Raw genomic sequence first — 23,549 nt, forward strand, 5'->3', positions numbered from 1 at the left:
CATGAACCGCAAACAGCAATTGCTCAAGCGCCATCGGCGCACCAAACGCATCGGTCTGCTCATCGCGCTGGTGCTATTGGTTGCCATTGGCATGCTGGTGAGCTGGTGGCTGCCGTTGGTGCTCGCGGTCCTGGGCTGGATTGCCCATGAGGCATGGTTCGCCGACCATTTGTTTTATTCGCCCAAAGACGATTACCAGTACAGCTTTCCACCGTACACCCAACAGCCCAAGGTTCACCTTGATGGTGAGCGTTTGCGCCTGGACGACGGCGTCATGCTGGTCGACGACGCCACCCTGATCCTGGCGCTGCGGATCAAAAGCACCTGGCTGGGACGCTTTATCGATCCAGTGGTCGAGTTGTCGGGGGGGGATAACCCGGACCGACAAACCTTCGAACGTGGTGTGAACGGCCTGCGTTACCTCAACCTCAGTGGTCAGGCACACGTCCTGTCGCAAGGTGAGTTACGTCTGCGCGGGCGTTTCTGCCGATTGCTCGGTGAACCGGTGCTCTGGGCGTTCGAGCATCCCGATTACAGCCGTCAGCGGGTGATGGTGATCGCGCCCCACGCCGACGATGCCGAGTTGGCCGCATTCGGGTTGTACAGCAGCGCCAGTCAAAGCTGGATCGTGACCATGACCGCCGGTGAAATCGAGGCCGAGCACTATCAGCAGATGGGGCTCAACGGCGTCGAAGCGTCTCGGCTGAAAGGCTCGCTTCGCGCCTGGGACAGTCTCAGCGTGCCGTTGTGGGGCGGCGTTCCTCAGGAGCGCTGCATTCAGTTGGGGTATTTCTGCCTGCAATTGTCCGCCATGCAGAGCGCACCGACCGAGGCCGCGGTGTCCCGTGAGGCCCAGCTTGGCGATACTCGATATTTTCGACGGTTCAATCCGTTTGCCCTGGGCAGTGACGTTGATGGCATACCGTCCTGGAACAATCTTCTGGCCGACCTGAGTGAGTTGATCGAGCGTATCCAACCCCAGGTCATTGTCTTGCCACATCCGCGTTTCGACCCGCACCCAGACCACCTATGCTCACAGCAGGCGGTGATGCAGGCACTGAGCAGTACGGCCTGGCAGCCCGAAACCTTGTTGCATTACGCCAATCATCTACACGACAACGATCGCTGGCCAATGGGTGATGCCAGCACGGGCGTGACATTGCCGCCACAGATCAATAATCATGAGCCGTTGCGGCCCTGGGCACTTTGTCTGTCGACCGAAAAACAGTGGCACAAGGCTATGTCGCTGGGCATGATGCACGACCTTCAGCCCCGACTTCCCCTCAAGCGCCTACTTCGCCGGGCGATACAGCGTTGTCTGGCGGCCCGGCACTGGCCGGCTTTCGGCGAAAACGAGTTCTTCCGTAAAGCGGTGCGACGCCACGAATTATTCTGGGTCCAAGAGCTGTCTGGAAAGAGAGAGGCCAATTGAAAGTTCTGTTTCTGGTGCAGAAAGAGCAGCGAGCGATCCTCGATCGACTGTATGACGGTATCGCCGAGCACTGCGACTGCGACACGCGCGAGCTGACCAGCGCGGAGCAGGACGACTTGCGGGGATACTTTCGCAAGCATGTCGATGTGAGCCGCTATGACAGGATTGTTTTCTTCCTGCGCTTCAAAAAAGAAATCAGACAGGTGAGGTTCATACAAACCCTGCCCAATCTGGTTATTCTGGAACACGATGCGTACCAGAATTACATCCCGTGCAAGTACACGGGCAAGTTCAGCGCCCATTACCGCAAGCTGCCCTGGGTTCGCGTGATCAGCTCGGGTTTCATGGTCAGCCAGCGCTTGCGTGATGAAGGGTTTGACGCGCATTTCGTGCCCAAGGGTTACGATCAGGCGCTGTTGCAAAACCGCCAGCGTGAACGTGATATCGAGCTGGGTTTCGTCGGCAGTCTCAACAGCGTGGCGTATGCCGGACGCAAGGCCATGCTCGAGTCTGTGGCCGAAGTGGAGAACCTGCTGATTACGCGCACCAAGTCGGGTGAGGAATACTGCGAGACGTTGAGCCGGATCCGTTACTTCGTGAGTGCCGACGTCGGCATGGGCGAATACATGATCAAGAATTTCGAAGCCATGGCCTGTGGTTGTGTGCTGTTTGCTTACGATCAAGGGGAAGCAGAGAATCGCGCGCTGGGGTTTGTCGATATGCACAACATCGTGCTTTATCGAACCCGCGACGAACTCAGGGAAAAACTGGCGGTGTTACGCGAGTCCCCTCAGCTGACCGAGACCATTTCATTGGCCGGACAGGCTCTGGTAGAGCAACGTTACACGTTCCGGGCTGTAGGACATTCGATTGTCGACGCCCTGCGTGCGCCGCTGCGCGAGCATGTCCCGCTAGGCTGGAAAGAAAAATTACGCTTGTCGCTGGGGCTGTAAAGCCGGGCGATTAAACAACCAATGGTGCGGTGTAAACAAATGCTGTTCAGCGAGACTAGCGACATTTCGGTAGTAATTACTAGTTGCGGTCGCTTCGATCTGTTGAAGCGAACCCTCGAGACGTTTGACCGGTTCAACACGGCTCCCATCCGTAAAGTGTTCATCACTGAGGACTCCGGCGACAGCGCCGTAGAGGCCTGTATTCCGGAACACTGGAGGGCGCATACCCAGTTCTTCATCAACAACCCACGCCTGGGTCAGTTGCGATCAATCGATGCCGCCTACGCCCAGGTGCAGACGTCGTGGATTTTTCACTGCGAAGACGACTGGGACTTCTACCGTGAAGGGTTTATCGAAGAATCCCAATGCCTGCTGGAGGAAGATCCACAGGCGCTGCAAGTGTGGCTGCGCAGCTTCAATCATGACCTGATGGTTCACAGTCCTTACGTGTTCCTGAACGAGCGCAAAGTCAGCCATGGCATTCCTTTCTATGTATTGGGCTCGCAAAAAGCCGAGTGGCAAGGTTTTTCCTTTAATCCAGGGCTGCGCCGTCGTGCTGATTATTTGATGCATGCACCGTACTCCGGATTTTCCGGGGAGAAAGATTTGTCGCGTCTGTATGCTGGCGAAAATCGCTATGCGTTGATTCTGGAAAACGACGCGGTATTGCACACCGGCTTCGGAGAGCATGTGGTGGTTCCGAAGGAGCGAGTGAACAAATTACGGCGTAAACGTATCGATCGGCTGAAGCTGGTCGCCGCTCTTATTTCGGGTCTTGCAATAGGTTGGGTGCTCCATGGAATTTAGCGGCATGAAGCCAGGAAAGAACACCATGGTGTATTTCGGAGCGGTGCTCTGTCTGTTTCTGTTGAGCTTTGTGGTGGGCTGGTCGTCGAAGTGGACCAATAACCTGTTCTACGTCCTGATGGCATTGCCGGGCCTGGTCTTCCTGATCAAGGAGCGCGGTGCTGGCTTGCTCAAGGAACCGCTGGCATGGGGCTGGCTGGCGTTCATTCTGTGGTTTCTGGTGCCTGCTACGATTGCAGGTCAAATGCAGTTCTACAAACACGTCTTCTATGTACTGATGTTCGTCATGGTGGCCGGCGCCCTCACCGATCCGCAATTTTTCCGCAGCTCAGCGTTTATTCGCGCTCAGTTCTGGATCCTGACGTTGTACATTTTTGGTAGCGCGTTCTACGGTTGGGCAACCGGTGAGTTCACCGTCGGCGGCCGGGTGGGGCTGCTTCCGGCACGCCTGGAGAACGTTATCTACGCCAGCATCTGGCTGTTTTGTGCGTTGGCGCTGGCGCTGCCCACCTGGTTCAAGGAGCGAAAGTACATTGAAGGTGGCCTGGCCATCGTCCTGTCAGTGTTCGCGGTGGCCTTCGTCATGCAAACGCGCACTGCGTTTGTGGGCGCTGTGTTCCTGTTCGGCGTCTGGTTGCTTTACGGCATTTACTACAAGCCGCGGCTGGTTGGCGGTGCGGTGGCAATTGGCGCGGTCGTTTTAGGCCTGCTGTTCCTGGTGGTGCACAACGAAGCCTGGTATCAGTCCCTCTGGAATCGAGGTGATTCGTACCGCATCGAAATCTTTCAGATCATGGTCGGCGAGTGGCGCAACTGCGGCTGGGCACTGGGCTGCGGCATCGGCTTCCACACTGCCCAGGTACTCGATGGCTGGATGCCGATTCAGCATCCGCACAACATTTTCGTAGCGCTGGGGCTGTACAGCGGCGGAATTTCGCTGATGTTGTTCGTCGCGCTGATGGCCGCATCCCTTTGGCAGGCTTGGCGTCTGCGTGACGTGTGGGGTATGTACCTGGCGTGTGCACTGGTGATGCTGAACTTCGATGGCAGTTTGCTGATCGGTAACCCTGACGAGTTGTGGCCACTGGTGCTGCTGCCCGCAGCGATGGTTCTCTCTCGCGTGCTGAAGGCGCGGCAACCCGCGCTGGCGTAATGCCTGGCCTTCGTCTCCTCCCCGGAGGCGAAGGCGCTCAGATCATTTTTGCAGGGCGACGCTCAGCTCTTCCGGGGAGCAGATGCTCTGGGTCTGGCCATAATTGTGCATGAAGACTTCGCCGCGACCGTCAAGCAACCATTGCCGGTCTTGCGGGTAACGCACCATATGCTTGAAGTTGCGCAGCCGCAGGGTCTTGCGCAACGGACGGCGATACACCCGCATGTCGGCAATGTCGATCAGGCCCAACTGATGCTCGGGTGTGAGCACGATGTTGCCCAGGTGCGCCGAGCGGAAATAAATCCCCCGCTCATGCAAAGTGGCCATGAAGACCCCCAATTGACCGCGCAACGGATCGGCATCGCCCTGGGTATCCAGTAGCTGGCGCAGGGTCTGGCCCGGCAGTGGATCGTAGTGCACGGCATCGCGCTCGATACTCGGGATCCGGTAAACCTGACGGATCGACGGGCAGGGGATGTGCCGTTCACGCAACGCATCGCAGTTGTCGGCAAAGCGTTTGGCGTACGGATACCATGCGGCCGATGTCAGCAGGCGCTTGCGGCGAAACAGTTTGAGTATTGAACCGTCCGTCAACCGCAGAACCTTGTCCCCCGAACCATCCGCTTCAAGGACTTGTGCTCCCTCGCGCAGGGCGAGATATCGGGTGTGATCAAGCGCTTGCATCAATACTCCGGGTTGGGCGCCGTGAGGCATGGATAGCCGGCCATGTTACCGCAGGTCAGCGGCTAAAATGGCCTGTGTTACACTCGCGGGCTCTTTTCTCATACAACGGGTTCTCATGACCAGCCCTGATTCGCCTGCGCCGTCGAGCTTGAAGATATACCTGCGCCTGCTGTCGTATGTGCGTCCGTACTGGGGCATGTTTGCCATCAGTATTGTCGGCTTTGTGATTTTTGCCTCGACGCAGCCCATGCTGGCCGGGATTCTCAAATATTTCGTTGATGGCCTGAGCAACCCTGAAGCGGTGCTCTTCCCTACTGTTCCTTATCTGCAAGACTTGCAGTTGCTGATGGCTGTGCCGCTGCTGATCATCCTGATCGCCGCCTGGCAAGGCCTGGGTTCTTTCCTGGGTAACTATTACCTGGCCAAAGTATCCCTGGGGCTGGTCCACGACTTGCGTGTCGAGCTTTTCAACAAGTTGCTGGTATTGCCCAACCGTTATTTCGATACCCATAACTCCGGGCACCTGATTTCGCGCATCACCTTCAACGTGACCATGGTCACCGGTGCGGCCACGGACGCCATCAAAGTGGTCATTCGTGAAGGCCTGACCGTGGTGTTCCTGTTTGCTTACCTGCTGTGGATGAACTGGAAGCTGACCCTGGTGATGCTGGCGATCCTGCCCATCATCGCGATCATGGTGAGCAGCACCAGCAAAAAATTCCGCAAGCAGAGCAAGAAAATCCAGGTGGCGATGGGCGACGTGACTCACGTGGCCTCCGAGACCATCCAGGGTTATCGCGTGGTGCGCAGCTTCGGCGGCGAGAGCTATGAAGAGCGTCGTTTCGCCGAAGCCAGTCAGGGCAACACCGACAAGCAATTGCGCATGACCAAGACCGGTGCGGTCTACACGCCCATGTTGCAACTGGTGATCTACACCGCCATGGCGGTGTTGATGTTCCTGGTGCTGTTCCTGCGTGGCGATGCCACCGCCGGTGACCTGGTGGCCTACATCACCGCGGCGGGCCTGTTGCCCAAGCCGATTCGACAGTTGTCGGAAGTCAGTTCGACGATCCAGAAAGGCGTCGCCGGTGCCGAGAGCATTTTCGAGCAACTGGACGTCGAGCCAGAGATTGACAAGGGTACCGTCGAGCGCGATCGCGTCACCGGTCACCTGGACGTGCGCAACCTGAGCTTCACCTATCCTGGGACCGATCGTGAAGTGCTGAAGAACATCAGCTTCACGGCGGCACCGGGGCAAATGATTGCCCTGGTCGGTCGTTCGGGCAGCGGCAAGTCGACCCTGGCCAGCCTGATTCCGCGTTTCTATCACCACGAAACCGGCGACATCATGCTCGATGACGTGGAAATCGAAGATTATCGTCTGCGCAATCTGCGTCGGCACGTGGCGCAGGTGACGCAGCATGTGACCCTGTTCAACGACACCATCGCCAACAACATCGCTTACGGTGACCTGGCCGGCGCACCACGTGCCGACATTGAAAAGGCCGCCACGGATGCTTACGCGATGGACTTCATCTCGGAGATGCCGCAAGGCCTGGACACCCAGGTCGGGGAAAACGGCGTGTTGCTGTCCGGTGGCCAGCGTCAGCGCCTGGCGATTGCCCGGGCCTTGTTGAAGAACGCACCGTTGCTGATTCTCGACGAGGCAACGTCGGCGCTCGATACCGAGTCCGAGCGGCATATTCAGGCTGCACTGGATCAGGTCATGAAAGGTCGCACCACGCTGGTGATTGCTCACCGGTTGTCGACCATCGAGAAGGCCGACATGATCCTGGTCATGGACCATGGTGAAATCGTCGAGCGCGGCACCCACGCTCAACTGTTGGCGCAAAACGGCTACTACTCGCGCCTGCACGCGATGGGTCTGGACGAGCCGGTCACCGCCGGAATCGCCTGACCCGACGAGAGGGTGAGCCTGGCTCACCCTCTCGTACATCCAGCGTGCAATTTTCTGATCAATAAATGACCAGAAACCCCTGCCGAATCATCCCATTGCAGCCGTCGCACAAGCCCACGCCAACCCTGTGTTAATATCGCGCCCCTGTTCATTTTGTATGTGGGTTGCTCCATGAAGTTGTCCATGCCGCGATTCGATCAAGCCCCTGTGTTGGTGGTCGGCGATGTCATGCTCGACCGTTACTGGCATGGTGGTACCTCACGGATTTCCCCTGAGGCGCCGGTACCGGTAGTCAAGGTCGAGCAAATCGAGGACCGCCCGGGCGGTGCCGCCAACGTTGCGTTGAACATTGCCGCCCTCGGCGCACCAGCCTCGCTGGTTGGCGTGACCGGCGACGATGAAGCTGCCGACAGCCTGGCCAATAGCCTCAAGGGCGCTGGCGTGCGGGCGTTGTTCCAGCGCATCGCGCACCAGCCGACCATCGTCAAGCTGCGGGTCATGAGCCGTCACCAGCAACTGCTGCGTATCGACTTCGAAGAACCCTTCGCCACCGACGCCCTGGCGTTGGGCGCGCAAGTCGACGAATTGCTCGAAGGCATCAAGGTGCTGGTGCTGTCCGACTACGGCAAAGGCGCGCTGAAAAACCATCAGGCGCTGATCCAGGCGGCCCGTGCCCGTGGCATTCCGGTGCTGGCCGACCCCAAGGGCAAGGATTTCTCGATCTACCGCGGTGCGAGCGTGATCACGCCGAATCTCAGTGAGTTCGAAACCATCGTCGGCGGCTGCGCCGATGAGCATGAGCTGGTGAGCAAGGGCGCGCAGCTGATGCACGACCTCGACCTCGGCGCATTGCTGGTGACCCGCGGCGAACACGGCATGACTCTGCTGCGTCCGGATCATCCGGCACTGCACTTGCCGGCCCGTGCCCGTGAAGTGTTCGATGTGACCGGTGCCGGCGACACGGTGATTTCCACCCTGGCGGCCGCCATTGCCGCTGGTGAAGAACTGCCCCACGCGGTGGCCCTGGCCAACCTGGCGGCGGGCATCGTGGTCGGCAAGCTCGGTACGGCGGCCATCAGCGCGCCGGAACTGCGTCGCGCTATCCAGCGTGAGGAAGGTTCGGAGCGTGGTGTGCTGGGCCTTGAGCAGCTGTTGCTGGCGGTCGATGATGCGCGTGCGCATAAAGAGAAGATCGTCTTCACCAACGGCTGCTTCGACATTTTGCATGCCGGCCACGTGACCTACCTCGAGCAGGCACGAGCCCAAGGTGATCGTCTGATCGTTGCGGTCAACGACGATGCGTCGGTCAGCCGACTGAAAGGCCCCGGTCGTCCGATCAACAGCGTCGACCGTCGCATGGCCGTACTGGCCGGTCTGGGCGCCGTGGATTGGGTGATCAGTTTCACTGAAGGCACCCCGGAAAACCTGCTGCGCGAGGTCAAGCCGGACGTACTGGTCAAGGGTGGGGATTACGGCATCGAGCAAGTGGTCGGCGCGGACATCGTGACCGCTTACGGCGGAACGGTGAAAGTGTTGGGGCTGGTGGAAAACAGCTCGACCACCGCGATTGTCGAGAAGATCCGCAAATCGTAGGGGCTGGCGAAGCCTGCGATCTTTTTTTGATTCTCTGCGATCGAAACGTCAAAAGATCGCAGCCTTCGGCAGCTCCTACGCGCCCGCTGGGCGCTGCCGCAGGCTGCGATTTTTTGCTTTCAAGAGCTGACTTTTTTACGCGGCACGATTTTCTTCAGCAGTTGCTTCGCCTTCCCCCGCAACCGTGCTAATCCGGAATCCTTCCCCAGCGGGCTCAAACCCTGTTGCCGCACCCAATCCTTCCAGCGAATTCGCTCGTCCCGCACCAGCCAGCCTTCCTGCTGGGCAAAACTCTCTGCCAGGTACAACCCGCGAGTACTCGCCGGGTACAGCTGATCTTTCTTCAAGGTATACAGCTCGGCCATCGGCTGGCCGTCCTGCAGTGGCATTAAATACAGATCGGGGCGTTTGCGATCGAGGCGGGCCACCAGTTGATCGCCTTCCAATCGTTCGTCGACGTGAAACAAACTCAAGGATTTGGCTTCCTTGGGCACGTCCAGGCGCAAGTCATAGATCAATTGCAGCGAGGCCGTCGGCAAATGCACGTAAGCCCACGGGCGTTCAATCAGCTGCATCTTGGCGCAACGCACTGGCCGCGCCGAACCAGACAGCGGCGTCAGGCGAAACGGCAACGCCTCGCGATAATGCAGGGCGGACGAGTAGGGCGCCGGCAGCCAGGTGTCGTTGAAGCGACCGCCGAGCCAGCCTTCCGGCGTTTCCAACAGGCACTCTTCGGCAATCTCCTGGATCGCCGTGTGCAGCGGCAGGTTCAGCTCATGGGCCGGCACATAACCGGAGATCAGCTTGAGCACTACATCGCCACGATCCTGCCGACGCTGACGGACCAACACCCAGTAGTCGCGATTCTGCCAATGCAGGGTCAGGCGCACAGAGACCCCGAGATTGGCCAGGTCAAGCGAAAACCGCTGAGTGTCGGCTACCGTCACCGGGCGGCGACGTTGCAGAGTCTGGGAGAAATTGAGCGGCATCCCGACGCTTTGATAACTCAGGCCTTCGGGAGTCGCTTCGACGAATAACGGCAGGGTCTTGAAGTTGCTCGGGTTCTTTCTTATGAGCGTACGCGGCATGTCGGCTCCTGCTTAAGGCCGCGTGGGCGGCATCAGTTTCTACGTAGGACCTGGGCAACGGTCGCAACGTTATGGGCGAGGTGCAGCGGATTAATGGTCCCGACAATAGCACTGGCAACACCCGGATGTTCAAACAACAACTCGAAGCTGGCGCGCACAGGGTCCACGCCCGGGCTCAGGCACACGTGGCCGCTGGCGAGGGCTTTTTTGACCAGAATGGCTTTACCGTGAGCAGCAGCATAGTCAATGACCGGCTTCTCGTTCTGCTCGTTCAGATTGTAGGTGACCATCGCGCAATCACCCTGTTCCAGAGCCTTCAAACCGCCTTCGACGGTTTTGCCGGAAAAACCGAAGCCGCGAATCTTGCCCTCGCTCTTCAGCGCCGCGAGGGTCGTATAGACTTCGCTGTCGTTGAGGATCGCCAGGTCGTTGCCGTCGGAGTGCACCAGCACCAGGTCGATGAAATCCGTTTCCAGGCGTTGCAGGCTGCGCTCCACCGACAATCGCGTGTGAGCGGCGCTGAAATCGTGGCTCGACTGGCCGTCGGCAAACTCTTCACCGACCTTGCTGACGATCACCCAATCCTGACGCTGACCCCGCAGCAACGGGCCGAGGCGTTCTTCGCTGCGACCGTAGGCCGGCGCGGTATCGATCAGGTTGATGCCCATGTCGCGGGCGAGTTTGAGCAGCATCCGCGCTTCGTCGTCATCGGGAATCTGGAAACCGTTGGGGTATTTCACGCCTTGGTCACGGCCGAGCTTTACGGTGCCCAGGCCCAGTGGCGAAACCAGCAGGCCGGTGCTGCCCAGCGGGCGATGCAGGTCGTGCAAGGTCTTTACGCTCATGGCAGCAGTTGCTCCCAGGCTGGAATGCCCATTGGTGGTTTTGGCAGGTCGGGTAGTGGCGCCGATTGGCTTGGCTGGATGCCGTCGCGCTGCAAGGAGGCGATCACCCGGTCGGCGAAGTCCGGCGCGAGGGCCAGTTTGGTCGGCCAACCGACCAGCAACCGACCCTCTTCGGCAAGAAACGCGTTGTCGGGGCGAGTCAGCCCCGATTGCAGCGGCTCGGCGCGATCCACTCGCAAGGTCGCCCATTGCGCCGTGCTCAGGTCGATCCATGGCAGCAACTGGCCGAGTTCTTTCTGCGCCGTGGCGATTTGTGCCGCTGGTTCGCGAGCGACACCTTCGGCTTCGGCGATATCGCCGCCCAGGTACCAGACCCATTGGCCATCGGCCGCCGGGTGGGTGGTGACGGTCATGCGCGGTTTGGTGCCGCCACCGAGACAGTGGGCGTACAGCGGTTTGAGGCCCGGGCCTTTGGCGATGATCATGTGCAGTGGCCGACGTTGCATGGCCGGCTGGCTCAACCCCAGTGCTTCGAGCAGCGTCGCTGTGCCGGCACCGGCGCTGAGCACGATGCGCTGGGCGCGAATCTCGCGCTCGTCGACTTTGAGGCCGACCAGAACACCACCTTCCAGCAACGGTTCGATTTTCTGACCGGCGAGCAAACCATCACCCGCCAGATCCGCGAGGCGCTGAATCAGGCTTGGCACGTCGATCACCAGTTCCGCCAGACGATAAACCTTGCCCTTGAAGCGCTTGTCTTGCAGGGCAGGTGGCAGTTGCTCGCCCTTGACCTGATCGACGCGACCGCGCACCGCTTTGCTGGCGAAAAAACTGGTGAGGTTGCCGGCGATCGTACCGGGGGACCAGAGGTAATGGGCTTCGGACAGCAGGCGCACGCCGCTGAGATCCAGCTCGCCGTCACCGGCCAGGGCTTCACGCCAGCGCCGAGGCATGTCGGCGATGGCTTCCGATGCACCGGTCAGGGCGCCATGCAATGCGTACTTGGCGCCGCCGTGGATGATGCCCTGGGACTTCACGCTCTGTCCGCCGCCGAGGCTGGCGCTTTCCACCAACACGGTCGAAAAACCCTGGCGGCGCAGGCGCGCATTCAGCCAGAGGCCGGCGACACCAGCGCCGACAATCAGAACGTCGGTGGAAATAACGGATGGCATGCAGCGACCTCAGTGTTCAAGACGAGGACGCAGTATACAGACTCGAAGAAGAGGGGATTTGTTGGTGATCAACAGGGCAAATGCAAAACCTTGTGGGAGCGGGCTTGCTCGCGAATGCGGTGTGCCAGTCGACACAAATGTTGCCTGATACACCGCATTCGCGAGCAAGCCCGCTCCCACAATGGATCGTATTCCAGGTCTTAGTGCCCGGCGGTTTTGGAGAAGAGTTGGATCACTACGACGCCCAGTACGATGAGCGCCATCCCCAGCATCGCCGGCACATCCAGTTTCTGCCCATAAATGAACAGCGCCGCAACGCTGACCATCACGATCCCCATTCCCGCCCACACCGCGTAAGCGACACCTACCGGAACGCTGCGCACCACCAGCGTGAGCATCCAGAAGGCGATGCCGTAGCCGACGATGACCAATAACAGCGGCAGTGGGGTGCTGAAGCCTTTGACCGCTTTCATCGAAACGGTGGCGATCACTTCGGCGCAGATGGCGATGGCCAGGTAGTAGTAAGCGGTCATAGGTGCATCCTCGTGTGAAGTGTTGCTTTCTGAGGTCGGCATTCTAGAGATTCTCCAGATGCGGTAAAGTCATTACCTATCTGTTCTGAAGATGGGTTGAGCCATGAATATGCAATGGAATCTGGAGCAGCTGCGGCTGTTTGTCAGCGTAGCGGAACAGCGTTCGTTTTCTGCCGTGGCGCGGGATCAGCGCAAGGCGCAGTCGGCGGTCAGCAGTTCGATTGCGCTGCTGGAAGAGGACCTGGGCATCAGCCTGTTCGACCGCAGCAGCGGCCGCCAGCCGAAACTCACCGAGGCCGGCAGCGCATTGCTGGACGAGGCGCGGGAAGTGCTGCGCCAATGCGAACGCCTTAACGGTCGGGCGCTGGCCATGATGCGCGGCCAGGAGGCGCGTTTGCGTGTGGCTCAGGATGAGGCGATGCCCTATCAACCGATTATCGAAAGCTTCGAAGCCCTGGCTCAGCAATTTCCCAGCCTTGAAGTGCAGCTGACCAGCGCCGCCCAGGGCGATGTTGCGCGCAAACTGGTGGAGCGTCGGGCCGATCTGGGGCTGCTGTTTTATCACGACCAGATTCCCGAAGCGCTCGAGCGGCGGGTGTTGGGCAGCGTCGAAATGGTCACGGTGTGCGGCGTCGGCCACCCACTGGCGAAACAGGCTCAGGTCGACTGTCAGCAACTGGCGCAGCATCGACAGCTGCTGATGTCTACACAGTCCAGCGTTTATCCCGGAAGCGAGCCCGCCAGCCCGCAAGTCTGGCGGGCCGACAGTTTTTACGTGATGGCTGAATGGCTGGTGCGCGGCCTCGGCTGGGCCTGGCTGCCGCGCCACGTGGTGCAGTACCCCGCGTATCAGGATTTGATGGTCGAGCTGGTCAGCGAATGGACCCCGCCAGCGCTGGTGGTGGAACTGGTCTGGCGCCGCGATGAACCTCTGGGGCCGGCGGCGCGTTGGTTGGCGGAACGTTTTGCCGTGCACTTGCAGGCGATCGGCGAAAAAACCGATAAACTCCGCCGCCATGAATAGAACTCTCTATACCGCGCTGTTTTACCTGGGGCTGCCATTGGTAGCGATTCGGCTTTGGCTGCGGGCGCGCAAGGCGCCGGCGTATGCCAAGCGCATTGGCGAACGTTTCTCCCTTGGACTGCCGGTGATGAAGCCCGGTGGTATCTGGGTGCATGCGGTGTCGGTGGGCGAAAGCATTGCCGCGGCGCCGATGATTCGCGCCTTGCTGCAACGTTATCCACAGTTGCCCATTACCGTGACCTGCATGACCCCGACCGGTTCGGAGCGCATCCAGGCGCTGTTCGCCAATGAGCCGCGCATCCAGCACTGCTATTTGCCTTACGACTTGCCGTGCGCAGCGAAGCGATTCCTTGATCGGGTCCAGCCGAAACTGGCGGTGATTATGGAAACCGAGCTCTGGCCGAACCATATCCATCAATGCGCCAGGCGCGGGATTCCCGTGGCACTGGCCAATGCGCGACTGTCCGAACGTTCGGCCAAGGGCTATGGCCGCTTCGGCAAACTGACTCAGCCGATGCTCGCCGAAATGAGCCTGTTCGCGGTGCAGACCGAGGCCGAGGCCCAGCGCTTCCGCGATTTGGGTGCGCGCCTGGAAACGGTCAAAGTGACCGGCTCGATCAAATTCGACCTGACCATCGACCCGGCACTGCTGCAGCGTGCCGCCGAGTTGCGTATGCAATGGCAGACCCAGGAACGTCCGGTGTGGATCGCTGCCAGTACCCACGAAGGCGAAGACGAGGTAGTGCTGGCGGCTCATCGCCAGTTGCTGGCCAATCATCCCGATGCGTTGCTGATTCTGGTACCGCGTCATCCAGAGCGATTCAATTCGGTGTTCGAGTTGTGTCAGCAACAGGGTTTCGCCACGGTGCGTCGGTCCACTGGCAACCCGGTCACTGCGCAGACTTCGGTGCTGGTGGGCGACACCATGGGTGAGTTGCTGTTTCTGTATGCCTTGGCTGACAGCGCTTTTGTGGGCGGCAGTCTGGTACCGAACGGCGGGCACAACCTGCTGGAACCGGCGGCTCTGGCCAAACCGGTGTTGAGTGGGCCGCACCTGTTTAACTTCCTCGAAATCGCCGCGCAGTTGCGCAGTGCCGGGGCGTTACAGGAAGTAGAAGATGCCGAAGGTCTGGCGCTGGCGGTGCAGCGGCTGTTCGAGTTGCCACGGGATGCGCAGCGGATGGCGGAGGCGGGGCTGAAAGTGATGCGTACCAATCAGGGTGCTTTACAGCGGTTGCTGGATGGGTTGGGGCGGTTGATCGATCGTTAGATCGCGTCGCTTGAAATAAAAAGATCGCAGCCTCGTTTCACTCGACAGCTCCTACACGGGATTTGTATTCATCCTGTAGGAGCTGTCGAGTGAAACGAGGCTGCGATCTTTTGCTTTTTACGGTCTGGCTTTGAGCTGCTCCGCCGCTGCCTTGGCCAGGTCCGGCGGAAGGAAGTCTTTATCGGGGTTGTAATCAGCCTTGAGATAACGCGACAGGTCCTGCAAATCCCCCGGGTTCAAGGTGCCGGCGGCCTGCTTCAAGCGCAGGTTGTCGAGGATGTAGTCGTAGCGAGTGTTGTTGTAGTCGCGCACCGAGGTGTACAGCTGACGCTGCGCATCCAGCACGTCGACGATGTTTCGTGTGCCTACCTGATAACCGATTTCGGTCGCTTCCACCGCGCTCTGGTTGGAGATGATCGATTGCTTGCGCGCCTGTACCTGCTCGACGTCGGTGTTCACCGCGCGGTGCAGGTTGCGCGTGCTCTCGACGATTTGCCGGCGCAGGGATTCACGTTGCTGCTCGGACTGGTCCAGTTGTGCATACGACTGGCGCACCTGGGAGTTGATCAGACCGCCGCTGTAGATCGGGATGTTCAGTTGCAGGCCAACCGTTGTTTGCTCGACATTGCCACCGTAAGGCTGGCCGAAGGCGTTCGGGTTGCTGAAGCCCAGCGCGTCGTTGTCACCTTTCTCGTACTTCGCCACGGCGTCGAGGGTTGGCGCATGGCCGGCCTTGCGCTGCTTGAGGGTTTCCTCGGCGGCGCTGACGGCGTAGTTGCTGGCCAGGAGATTGAGGTTCTGTCTGGCGGCCGTATCGACCCAAGCCTTGGCGTCGTTCGGTGCGGGCGGCAGGATCGGCAAGGTATGGGAAATGCCCCAAATCGAGTTGTACTGTCGGTTGGTCAGGGTAATCAGGGCTTCGAAGGCATCATCCACCTGGCGCTGCGCGACGATGCGATTGGCACGTGCGGTGTCGTAACTGGCTTGCGACTGCAGCACATCGGTCTTGTCCGAAAGGCCGACGTCAAAGCGTTCGTTGGACTGGTCGAGCTGGCGCTTGAACGCGGCTTCCTCGGCCTTGGTAGAGGCCAGGTTGTCCTGGGTTCGCAAGACGTTGAAGTAGCTATTGGCGGTTTGCAGGATCAGGTTCTGCTCGGTCGCCGAGAGTTGCAGCGCGGCCTGCTCGTTGACGTCCTTGGCGGCCTGGAACTGGAACCAGCGATCGGCGCGGAACAGTGGCTGGGCCAGTGTCGCCTGATAGGAATGGGCGCTACGGTTGGCAGTCGCCGAGGGCTGATCAATCGAGGTGCGCACGTTGGCCACTTCGGCACCGCCGGAGAGGTTCGGCAGCAGCCCGGCGCGAGCCTGAGGCACGACTTCTTTCTGCGCGCCATATTGGGCGACGGCGGCGGCGAGGTCAGCGTTGTTGTCCTTGGCTTCCTGGTACACGCTGACCAGGTCGTTCTTGGTCGATAAGGGCGCTTCTGCTGCCCAGGCCATTCCGTTGGACGCACAAGACACGGCAAGGGCCAGTGAGAGTTTGCGCAGCATGAGGCGATCCCTAAAAAATTACGCTGATAATTTGAGCGCCAAAGGTACGGTGCAGCCCGCACAGCGTCAAGGCGGGACATGGGTTGCGAGTGTAGTTGGGCATGCGCATGGCAACAATCCTGTAATTGCGCCATTCATCATGGTGGTTACCGCGGTGTTGGCGTTCTTTGCCAGTTGTGTCTAGACTGGCCGGGTTCTTGTCGGGGTGCCTTGCTATGAGGCTGAGATCGAATAATTTCGGATCCCGTTGAACCTGATCAGGTTAGCGCCTGCGTAGGGAACAAGATTTCTCGTCACCCGGCGAGTCCTCTTGTGCTTCGTCCGGGATGTTGTTCGACAATCGAACACCCCTCGAGCACTGAGCACAGCACTGCTGGTTTCCCCAGCGCCCGTGCGTCCATTCGATTACAGGTTCGCTCCGACAAAAAATCCACTGCCTGGATGTGTCTGGAGAGCCCGTGATGACTACAAAACAAAAAATTGCAACCAACCTGAGTGACTCGGCCAAGGTCGATCAGCAATCGGTTCAGCCTTTTACCCGCTCGCAAAAAATCTATGTTCAGGGCACTCGCCCGGACATCCTCGTGCCGATGCGCGAAATCAGCCTTGATGTGACCCCGACCGACTTCGGCGGTGAGATCAATGCGCCGGTGGTGGTCTACGACACCTCGGGCCCGTACACCGACCCCAACGTCATCATCGACGTGCGCAAAGGCCTGGCCGATGTGCGTTCGCCGTGGATCGAATCCCGTGGCGACACTGAGCGTCTGCCGGGTCTGAGTTCCAACTTCGGCCAGGAACGACTTGCCGATGCGGAGCTGACCAAGCTGCGTTTCGCTCACGTGAACAACCCGCGCCGGGCCAAGGCCGGTGCCAACGTCAGCCAGATGCACTACGCCCGCAAAGGCATCATCACCGCGGAGATGGAATACGTCGCCATCCGCGAAAACATGAAGCTTGAAGTGGCTCGTGCCGCTGGCCTGCTGGATCAGCAACACGCCGGTTACAGCTTCGGCGCCAGCGTGCCGAAAATCATCACCCCCGAATTCGTCCGAGAAGAGATCGCCCGCGGTCGCGCGATCATTCCGGCCAACATCAACCACACCGAACTGGAACCGATGATCATCGGCCGTAACTTCCTGGTGAAGATCAACGGCAACATCGGCAACAGCGCACTGGGTTCGTCCATCGAAGAAGAAGTGGCGAAACTGACCTGGGGCATTCGCTGGGGTTCGGACACGGTCATGGACCTGTCCACCGGCAAACACATTCACGAAACCCGCGAGTGGATCATCCGCAATTCGCCAGTGCCGATCGGTACGGTGCCGATCTACCAGGCCCTGGAAAAAGTCGGCGGCGCTGCCGAAGACCTGACCTGGGAGCTGTTCCGCGACACGCTGATCGAACAGGCCGAGCAGGGCGTCGACTACTTCACCATCCACGCTGGCGTGTTGCTGCGCTACGTGCCGCTGACCGCCAAACGCGTGACCGGGATCGTTTCCCGTGGCGGCTCGATCATGGCCAAGTGGTGCCTGGCGCACCACAAAGAGAACTTTCTCTACACCCATTTCGAAGACATCTGCGAAATCATGAAGGCCTACGACGTCAGCTTCTCGCTGGGCGATGGCCTGCGTCCGGGCTCGATTGCCGACGCCAACGACGCTGCACAATTCGGTGAGCTGGAAACCCTCGGCGAGCTGACCAAGATCGCCTGGAAGCACGACGTGCAGTGCATGATCGAAGGCCCGGGCCACGTGCCGATGCAGTTGATCAAAGAGAACATGGACAAGCAGCTGGAATGCTGCGACGAGGCGCCGTTCTACACCCTCGGCCCGCTGACCACCGACATCGCGCCAGGCTACGACCACATTACCTCAGGGATTGGTGCGGCGATGATCGGCTGGTTCGGTTGCGCCATGCTCTGCTACGTGACGCCGAAGGAACACTTGGGCCTGCCGAACAAGGATGACGTGAAGACCGGGATCATCACCTACAAGATCGCCGCTCACGCCGCCGATCTGGCGAAGGGGCATCCGGGGGCGCAGATCCGCGACAATGCCTTGAGCAAGGCGCGTTTCGAATTCCGTTGGGAAGACCAGTTCAACCTGGGCCTTGATCCGGACACTGCGCGTTCGTATCACGATGAGACCCTGCCGAAAGATTCGGCCAAGGTCGCGCATTTCTGCTCCATGTGCGGGCCGAAATTCTGCTCGATGAAAATCACCCAGGAAGTCCGTGAATACGCGGCCAACCAGCGGATCGAAACCGTCGACGCCGAAGTTGCCCAGGGATTGGCGGAACAGGCCGAGCGGTTCAAACAGGAAGGCAGTCAGCTTTACAAGAAGGTTTGATCTGACCTGAGGTCGGCGGTGCCTGCACCGCCGCTTTCGCGAGCAGGCTCGCTCCCACAGGGATTTGTGAACGACACAGATCCAGTGTGGGAGCGAGCCTGCTCGCGAAGATCGAAAAACAACAAATGTCCCTCTGAGATAACACCTTGAGCATTCAACCCAGCACTTATTCCCCCGATATCGCGGTGCCCACAGACAAACGTGTCTTCGGCGGCCGCGATCTGTTTTCCCTGTGGTTCTCCCTCGGCATCGGCCTGATGGTCCTGCAGACCGGTGCATTGCTCGCGCCAGGTCTGGGCCTGTCCGGCTCGTTGCTGGCGATCTTTCTCGGCACCTTGGTTGGCGTTCTGTTGCTGGCTGCCGTTGGCGTGATCGGCAGCGACACCGGTCTGTCGTCGATGGCCGCGCTCAAACTCAGCCTCGGTGCAAAAGGCGCGAGCCTGCCGGCCGTGCTGAACCTGCTGCAACTGATCGGTTGGGGCTCGTTCGAAATTATCGTCATGCGTGACGCCGCCAGTCTGCTCGGCGCGCGGGCGTTCAGTGAAGGCAGTCTGCTGTCGAATCCGCTGCTCTGGACCGTGTTCTTTGGTGGTTTGGCAACCTTGCTGGCCATCAGCGGCCCGCTGACGTTCGTACGGCAGATCCTGCGCAAGTGGGGCATCTGGCTGCTGCTGGCCGCGTGCATCTGGCTGACCTGGAACCTGTTCGCCAAAGCCGATCTGGCCGCGTTGTGGGCGCAGGCCGGTGACGGTTCGATGTCGTTCGCCGTGGGCTTCGACATTGCCATCGCCATGCCGCTGTCGTGGTTGCCGCTGATTGCCGACTACTCGCGTTTCGGCAAGCGTGCGAAAAACGTGTTTGGCGGCACCGCTGTTGGTTTCTTTATCGGTAACTTCTGGTTGATGAGTTTGGGCGTGGCCTACACTCTGGCATTCGCACCGAGCGGCGAAGTGAATGCCTTGCTGTTGGCATTGGCCGGTGCCGGTTTGGGGATTCCGCTGCTGCTGATCCTGCTGGATGAGTCGGAAAATGCCTTTGCCGATATTCACTCGGCGGCGGTTTCCAGTGGGATTTTGCTGCGCTTGAAGGTTGAGCATCTGGCGCTGGCCATCGGCGTGATCTGCACGCTGATCGCGTGCCTGGCGCCGTTGGCCCAGTATCAGAACTTCCTGCTATTGATCGGTTCGGTGTTTGCGCCGCTGTTCGGCGTGGTGCTGGTGGATCACTTCATCCTGCGCAAGCGCGGTGCTCGCCTGGCGTCAGCCGCATTGCGCTGGCCGGCGTTGCTCGCCTGGTTGGGCGGGGTGAGTACCTATCATTTGCTGGCTAATCTGTATCCGGACATCGGCGCAACCCTGCCGGCGTTGATTCTGGCAGGGCTGCTGCAGCTGATTCTGGGTCGGACCTTCAGTTACGGCCAGGAAACAGCTCGGGCTTGAGAATGCCGTTCAGGCGAGGGTAAGGGATCTTCAGTTCGACGTGACCCAGCGCGTAAGGCGCGATGGTGCTCACTTCGTACTTGAGGATCACCCCGCCGTAGGTCAGTGCCACGTTCTGGGTTTTCTGGAACGGCCACTGCTTCACGAACTCCGGCTCCTGATCGAGCTTGGTGCTGATCAGCCAGCTGTTGTGCGCTACCTGCGCGGCTTTCCAGAATGCCTCTTCCTGGCCAGGCACCAACATGTCCGACAGTGTCAGCACCTTGTGTTGCTGGCGTGAGTAGTTGATGAAGCTGCGGCCCGGCGTGCCATGCGCACCGCCGGTGTCCAGGTAGCTGGAGAATTCAACGATCACCAAGCCGTCATGCTGCTCACGTACCTTGGCTTGCAGGTAACTGCTGTGGCGCGGGCCGGCACTGCTCAAAAATTGCTCGCGATACGCTGCCAGCGTCGGCGCCACCGGGGCGTCGGGCGAGGTGCGGGTCATCTGCAGCAGGCGTTTTTCGAGGATGCCGTCCAACTGCGGTTCGTCTGGGAAGCGCAGCGTATCAATGTTTACCAATGGGCAATCAGGCGTGGTGCAGCCCGGTTTCAACTGTTCCGATGCATCGCGGGTGGTTTCCAGCGGCGTCCGGTAGTTGGGCTGGAACAGGCTCTGGCACGCGCCCAGAGTCAGGGCGATTGCGGCCACGGAGGCGATTTTAAAAAGCGACATGGGCGTCCTTCATAAAACAGGGAAAGGCGAAAAAGTTACCCGCTTCGACTGTCAGCGGAGTAATCAGTTCGCCACTAAGCTAATTAGAGTTGTTTACAGCCCTGCCGTCTATCCCGCTGTCTGGAAAGGGGCTGCATCAAACGCCGAAGGCGCGTTAGGATGGCGCGAAGTCGAGGTTGCAAGTAACAAAAAGGAGCCTCGTAACGGATTTGCAGTAAAGAGGATAGTCATGACTGATTTTGCCAACGCCATTCCGACCGCCGTTGATATCGTTCGGCGCGAAAAGTGCTACGAGGGCTTCTACAAGCTCGATCGCGTGCACTTGCGCCACGAATTGTTCGCCGGGGGCATGAGTCGCGAGATCAATCGTGAAGTGTTTGTTCGCCACGATGCGGTATGCGTACTGCCTTACGATCCGCAGCGTGACGAAGTGGTGTTGATCGAGCAGTTTCGCGTCGGCGCCATGGGTAAAACCGACAATCCATGGTTGATCGAACTGGTCGCCGGTCTGATCGACAAGGATGAAGAACCGGAAGCAGTTGCTCACCGCGAAGCGCAGGAGGAAGCTGGGCTTGTGTTCGGGGCGCTCTGGCCGATGACCCAATATTTTCCATCGCCGGGCGGCAGCAATGAATTCGTGCATTTGTACCTGGGGCGCTGCGACAGTACAGGGGTCGGCGGGCTGCATGGGCTGGAGGAAGAAGCAGAAGATATCCGCGTCACGGTCTGGGCCTTCGAAGATGCCCTGCAGGCCGTACGCGACGGACGAATTGCCAACGCGGCCAGCATCATTGCCTTGCAATGGTTAGCTTTGAACCGCGTTGAAGTGAGGGGGTTATGGTCGTAAACAAACTGCGCGATCGCTATCGGGTCGACCTTGTGGGGTTGCAAGCCTCCTGCGAGGCCAACTACGCGCGTCTGATGCGACTGCTGCCGGACATGCGCAATGAACCGGAGGCACGGCGCATTGCCGTGACCCACGGCGACCAGATGCTCGGCGTGCTGGCCCTCGAAGTGCTGCAGGTCTGCCCGTACACCACGACCCTGCAAGTGCGCCAGGAACACAGCCTGCCGTGGCTGCCAGTGCCGCAACTGGAAGTGCAGGTCTATCACGACGCGTGCATGGCCGAAGTGGTCAGCGCCGAACATGCGCGACGCTTTCGCGGCATCTATCCTTACCCGAATGCCTCAATGCATCAGCCGGACGAAAAGGCCCAGCTGAATATGTTCCTGGGTGAATGGCTCAGCCATTGTCTGGCGTGTGGGCATGAGTACGCGGTTGTTCGCTGAGTGCACTAGTTGTGAACTGCGTCAGGTTCACAGGTTTCCCCTTTTGATCGTCCCCCAGCATAATTGCGGCACTCATCCAATCCCGTGATTCAGCCCTGGGAGAACGCCTTGCCGAGCGTATCCACATTAACCACCGCCGATTCGGCGTTGCTGGTGCAACTCTCCGACAGTCATCTGTTTGCCGAGACGGACGGGACGTTGTTGGGCATGAATACCCGTGACAGTCTGCAAAAGGTCATCGAGCTGGTGCGGGTTCAGCAGCCGCAGATTGATCTGATCATCGCCAGCGGTGATTTGTCTCAGGACGGGACGCTGGAGTCGTATCAGCTGTTTCGCGACCTGACCCGGCAGCTCGATGCGCCGGCGCGCTGGATTCCCGGCAATCATGATGAGCCGCAGATCATGGCCGAAGCGGCCGTGCAGAGTGCGTTGCTGGAGCCGGTGGTGGATGTCGGTAACTGGCGCGTCACGTTGCTCGATTCGGCCGTACCGGGTTCGGTGCCGGGGTATTTGCAGGATGAGCAGCTGCAGTTGCTGGCCCGTTCGTTGAGCGAGGCGCCGGAGCGGCATCATCTGGTGTGCTTCCATCATCATCCGGTGTCGATCGGGTGTGCGTGGATGGAGCCGATTGGGTTGCGTAATCCTGAGACGCTGTTTGCAGTGCTCGATCGTTTTCCGCAGGTTCGCGCTGTTTTGTGGGGGCATGTGCATCAAGAGATCGACCAGGTTCGCAATGGCGTGCGGCTGATTGCTTCGCCTTCGACGTGTATTCAGTTCGAGCCGGGCAGTGATGATTTCAAGGTCAGTGACCAGGCGCCGGGGTATCGGTGGTTGCGGTTGTTGCCGGATGGTCAGATTGAAACCGGTGTGGAGCGCGTCACCGGGTTTGATTTCAAGGTTGATTACGGTTCCGACGGTTACTGAATTTTGTGGTGCGGCCTTCGCGAGCAGGCTCGCTCCCACAGGGGAGTTGCGTCGATCACAGATCCAATGTGGGAGCGGGCTTGCTCGCGAAGGCGTCCACAATGACGACGCGAGTTCCACGGATATCCCCGATTCCCCCGACACCCTGTAAACTGCGCCTCTTTACCCGACGCACAGGGAGCTCAAATGTCCGGTTCGATCCTATATATCCACGGTTTCAACAGCGCGCCTGCCTCCAAAAAGGCCTGTCAGTTGATCAATGTGATGGAACGTCTGGGCTTGAGCGATCAGTTGCGCGTTCCGGCCATGCATCACCATCCCCGTGAGGCCATCGGTCAGCTAGACAAGGCGATTGAGGAGCTGGGACGGCCACTGCTGGTCGGCAGCTCACTCGGCGGCTACTATGCGACTCACTTGGCCGAGCGCCATGGCCTCAAGGCCCTGTTGATCAACCCTGCCGTCAGCCCGCACCGGATGTTCGACGGGTATCTGGGGGCGCAGAAAAACCTGTATACCGATGAAGCATGGGAATTGACCCACGACCACGTGACGGCCCTGGCCGAGCTGGAAGTGCCGGCGCCCCAGGACCCGCAGCGGTATCAGGTGTGGTTGCAGACCGGCGACGAAACGCTGGACTACCGCCTCGCCCAGCAGTACTACCGGGCCTGTGCCTTGCGCATCCAGGCCGGCGGCGACCATAGTTTCCAGGGTTTTGCCGAGCAACTTCCGGCAATGCTGAGTTTCGCCGGTATCGGCGCAGATTTGTATCAGGCGATCGATTTCACAGCACTGTGAGTCGTCGCCTCT

Annotated in this window: 21 protein-coding genes and 1 riboswitch; of the genes, 14 read left to right on the forward strand and 7 right to left on the reverse strand. The window is 59.7% G+C overall.

Going from position 1 to position 23,549, the window contains the following annotated elements:
* Window position 1: 1 nt before the first annotated feature.
* The 4 genes from ACYZTX_RS03740 to ACYZTX_RS03755 are packed head-to-tail and all read left to right on the forward strand — an operon-like array spanning window position 2 to window position 4,345.
* Window positions 2-1,432: a PIG-L deacetylase family protein gene (locus ACYZTX_RS03740; RefSeq protein ID WP_462033003.1), complete on the forward strand. Its 1,431-nt coding sequence runs from the start codon at window positions 2-4 to the stop codon at window positions 1,430-1,432.
* Window positions 1,429-2,385 carry a glycosyltransferase family protein gene (locus ACYZTX_RS03745; protein WP_462033004.1) on the forward strand — a complete coding sequence of 319 codons (957 nt, stop codon included), beginning with the start codon at window positions 1,429-1,431 and terminating at the stop codon, window positions 2,383-2,385. Before ACYZTX_RS03740 ends, ACYZTX_RS03745 begins: the two co-directional genes overlap by 4 nt.
* 39 nt (window positions 2,386-2,424) lie before the next feature.
* Window positions 2,425-3,192, forward strand: coding sequence for a glycosyltransferase family 2 protein (locus tag ACYZTX_RS03750; protein WP_462033005.1), 768 nt, complete (start codon window positions 2,425-2,427; stop codon window positions 3,190-3,192).
* A gap of 4 nt (window positions 3,193-3,196) precedes the next feature.
* Entirely contained in the window at window positions 3,197-4,345 is a 1,149-nt protein-coding gene (locus tag ACYZTX_RS03755) for an O-antigen ligase domain-containing protein (protein WP_462033006.1), read from the forward strand.
* Window positions 4,346-4,387: 42 nt separating this feature from the next.
* On the opposite strand, the gene ACYZTX_RS03760 is transcribed toward ACYZTX_RS03755, so the two are convergent.
* A complete protein-coding gene (locus ACYZTX_RS03760) occupies window positions 4,388-5,029 on the reverse strand; it encodes a BUD32 family EKC/KEOPS complex subunit (protein WP_462033007.1) in 642 nt (213 codons plus the stop codon).
* 115 nt (window positions 5,030-5,144) lie between these two features.
* Between ACYZTX_RS03760 and msbA the strand changes: the two genes are divergently transcribed.
* Window positions 5,145-6,947, forward strand: coding sequence for a lipid A export permease/ATP-binding protein MsbA (msbA, locus tag ACYZTX_RS03765; RefSeq protein WP_462033008.1), 1,803 nt, complete (start codon window positions 5,145-5,147; stop codon window positions 6,945-6,947).
* 171 nt (window positions 6,948-7,118) lie between these two features.
* Window positions 7,119-8,540: a bifunctional D-glycero-beta-D-manno-heptose-7-phosphate kinase/D-glycero-beta-D-manno-heptose 1-phosphate adenylyltransferase HldE gene (hldE, locus tag ACYZTX_RS03770; RefSeq protein WP_462033009.1), complete on the forward strand. Its 1,422-nt coding sequence runs from the start codon at window positions 7,119-7,121 to the stop codon at window positions 8,538-8,540.
* A 119-nt stretch (window positions 8,541-8,659) separates the two neighbouring features.
* Here the strand turns inward: hldE and ACYZTX_RS03775 are convergent, their stop codons facing one another.
* From ACYZTX_RS03775 to ACYZTX_RS03790, 4 genes are all read right to left on the reverse strand, one after another.
* Window positions 8,660-9,628, reverse strand: a complete 969-nt coding sequence (locus tag ACYZTX_RS03775; protein WP_462033010.1) for a metal ABC transporter ATPase — start codon at window positions 9,626-9,628, stop codon at window positions 8,660-8,662.
* Window positions 9,629-9,660: 32 nt separating this feature from the next.
* On the reverse strand, window positions 9,661-10,473 hold the full coding sequence (locus tag ACYZTX_RS03780) for an aldo/keto reductase (RefSeq protein WP_462033011.1): 813 nt from the start codon (window positions 10,471-10,473) through the stop codon (window positions 9,661-9,663).
* Window positions 10,470-11,645 (reverse strand): NAD(P)/FAD-dependent oxidoreductase, encoded by a 1,176-nt coding sequence (locus ACYZTX_RS03785; protein ID WP_462033012.1) that lies wholly within the window; start codon window positions 11,643-11,645, stop codon window positions 10,470-10,472. The genes ACYZTX_RS03780 and ACYZTX_RS03785 overlap by 4 nt, the downstream gene beginning before the upstream one ends.
* Before the next feature lie 200 nt (window positions 11,646-11,845).
* On the reverse strand, window positions 11,846-12,178 hold the full coding sequence (locus ACYZTX_RS03790) for a DMT family transporter (protein WP_008004867.1): 333 nt from the start codon (window positions 12,176-12,178) through the stop codon (window positions 11,846-11,848).
* A 103-nt stretch (window positions 12,179-12,281) separates the two neighbouring features.
* Between ACYZTX_RS03790 and ACYZTX_RS03795 the strand changes: the two genes are divergently transcribed.
* Window positions 12,282-13,202, forward strand: coding sequence for a LysR family transcriptional regulator (locus ACYZTX_RS03795; protein WP_462033013.1), 921 nt, complete (start codon window positions 12,282-12,284; stop codon window positions 13,200-13,202).
* Window positions 13,195-14,472 (forward strand): lipid IV(A) 3-deoxy-D-manno-octulosonic acid transferase, encoded by a 1,278-nt coding sequence (gene waaA, locus ACYZTX_RS03800; RefSeq protein ID WP_462033014.1) that lies wholly within the window; start codon window positions 13,195-13,197, stop codon window positions 14,470-14,472. Before ACYZTX_RS03795 ends, waaA begins: the two co-directional genes overlap by 8 nt.
* A gap of 117 nt (window positions 14,473-14,589) precedes the next feature.
* Here the strand turns inward: waaA and ACYZTX_RS03805 are convergent, their stop codons facing one another.
* On the reverse strand, window positions 14,590-16,023 hold the full coding sequence (locus ACYZTX_RS03805) for a TolC family outer membrane protein (RefSeq protein WP_462033015.1): 1,434 nt from the start codon (window positions 16,021-16,023) through the stop codon (window positions 14,590-14,592).
* 191 nt (window positions 16,024-16,214) lie between these two features.
* Window positions 16,215-16,320: riboswitch (TPP riboswitch) on the forward strand.
* Window positions 16,321-16,484: 164 nt separating this feature from the next.
* Between ACYZTX_RS03805 and thiC the strand changes: the two genes are divergently transcribed.
* The gene (gene thiC / locus ACYZTX_RS03810; RefSeq protein ID WP_462033016.1) at window positions 16,485-18,374 is read left to right on the forward strand and encodes a phosphomethylpyrimidine synthase ThiC; all 1,890 of its coding nucleotides are present in this window, start codon (window positions 16,485-16,487) and stop codon (window positions 18,372-18,374) included.
* A gap of 146 nt (window positions 18,375-18,520) precedes the next feature.
* Window positions 18,521-19,813: a putative hydroxymethylpyrimidine transporter CytX gene (cytX, locus tag ACYZTX_RS03815; RefSeq protein ID WP_462033017.1), complete on the forward strand. Its 1,293-nt coding sequence runs from the start codon at window positions 18,521-18,523 to the stop codon at window positions 19,811-19,813.
* Here cytX and ACYZTX_RS03820 read toward each other — a convergent pair.
* On the reverse strand, window positions 19,782-20,528 hold the full coding sequence (locus ACYZTX_RS03820; protein WP_462033018.1) for an RsiV family protein: 747 nt from the start codon (window positions 20,526-20,528) through the stop codon (window positions 19,782-19,784). The genes cytX and ACYZTX_RS03820 overlap by 32 nt on opposite strands.
* A 229-nt stretch (window positions 20,529-20,757) precedes the next feature.
* Here ACYZTX_RS03820 and ACYZTX_RS03825 point away from each other — a divergent pair, with 229 nt between their 5' ends.
* The 4 genes from ACYZTX_RS03825 to ACYZTX_RS03840 all read left to right on the forward strand — a co-directional run bounded on the left by ACYZTX_RS03825 (window position 20,758) and on the right by ACYZTX_RS03840 (window position 23,537).
* Window positions 20,758-21,375, forward strand: a complete 618-nt coding sequence (locus ACYZTX_RS03825) for an NUDIX domain-containing protein (RefSeq protein ID WP_462033019.1) — start codon at window positions 20,758-20,760, stop codon at window positions 21,373-21,375.
* Window positions 21,366-21,818 (forward strand): DUF1249 domain-containing protein, encoded by a 453-nt coding sequence (locus tag ACYZTX_RS03830; protein WP_008153350.1) that lies wholly within the window; start codon window positions 21,366-21,368, stop codon window positions 21,816-21,818. Before ACYZTX_RS03825 ends, ACYZTX_RS03830 begins: the two co-directional genes overlap by 10 nt.
* A 108-nt stretch (window positions 21,819-21,926) precedes the next feature.
* Entirely contained in the window at window positions 21,927-22,742 is an 816-nt protein-coding gene (gene cpdA, locus ACYZTX_RS03835) for a 3',5'-cyclic-AMP phosphodiesterase (RefSeq protein WP_462033020.1), read from the forward strand.
* A 186-nt stretch (window positions 22,743-22,928) separates the two neighbouring features.
* Window positions 22,929-23,537, forward strand: a complete 609-nt coding sequence (locus ACYZTX_RS03840) for a YqiA/YcfP family alpha/beta fold hydrolase (protein WP_462033021.1) — start codon at window positions 22,929-22,931, stop codon at window positions 23,535-23,537.
* Window positions 23,538-23,549 lie beyond the last annotated feature (12 nt).

The sequence above is a fragment of the Pseudomonas sp. MDT1-17 genome (genome assembly GCF_054898105.1).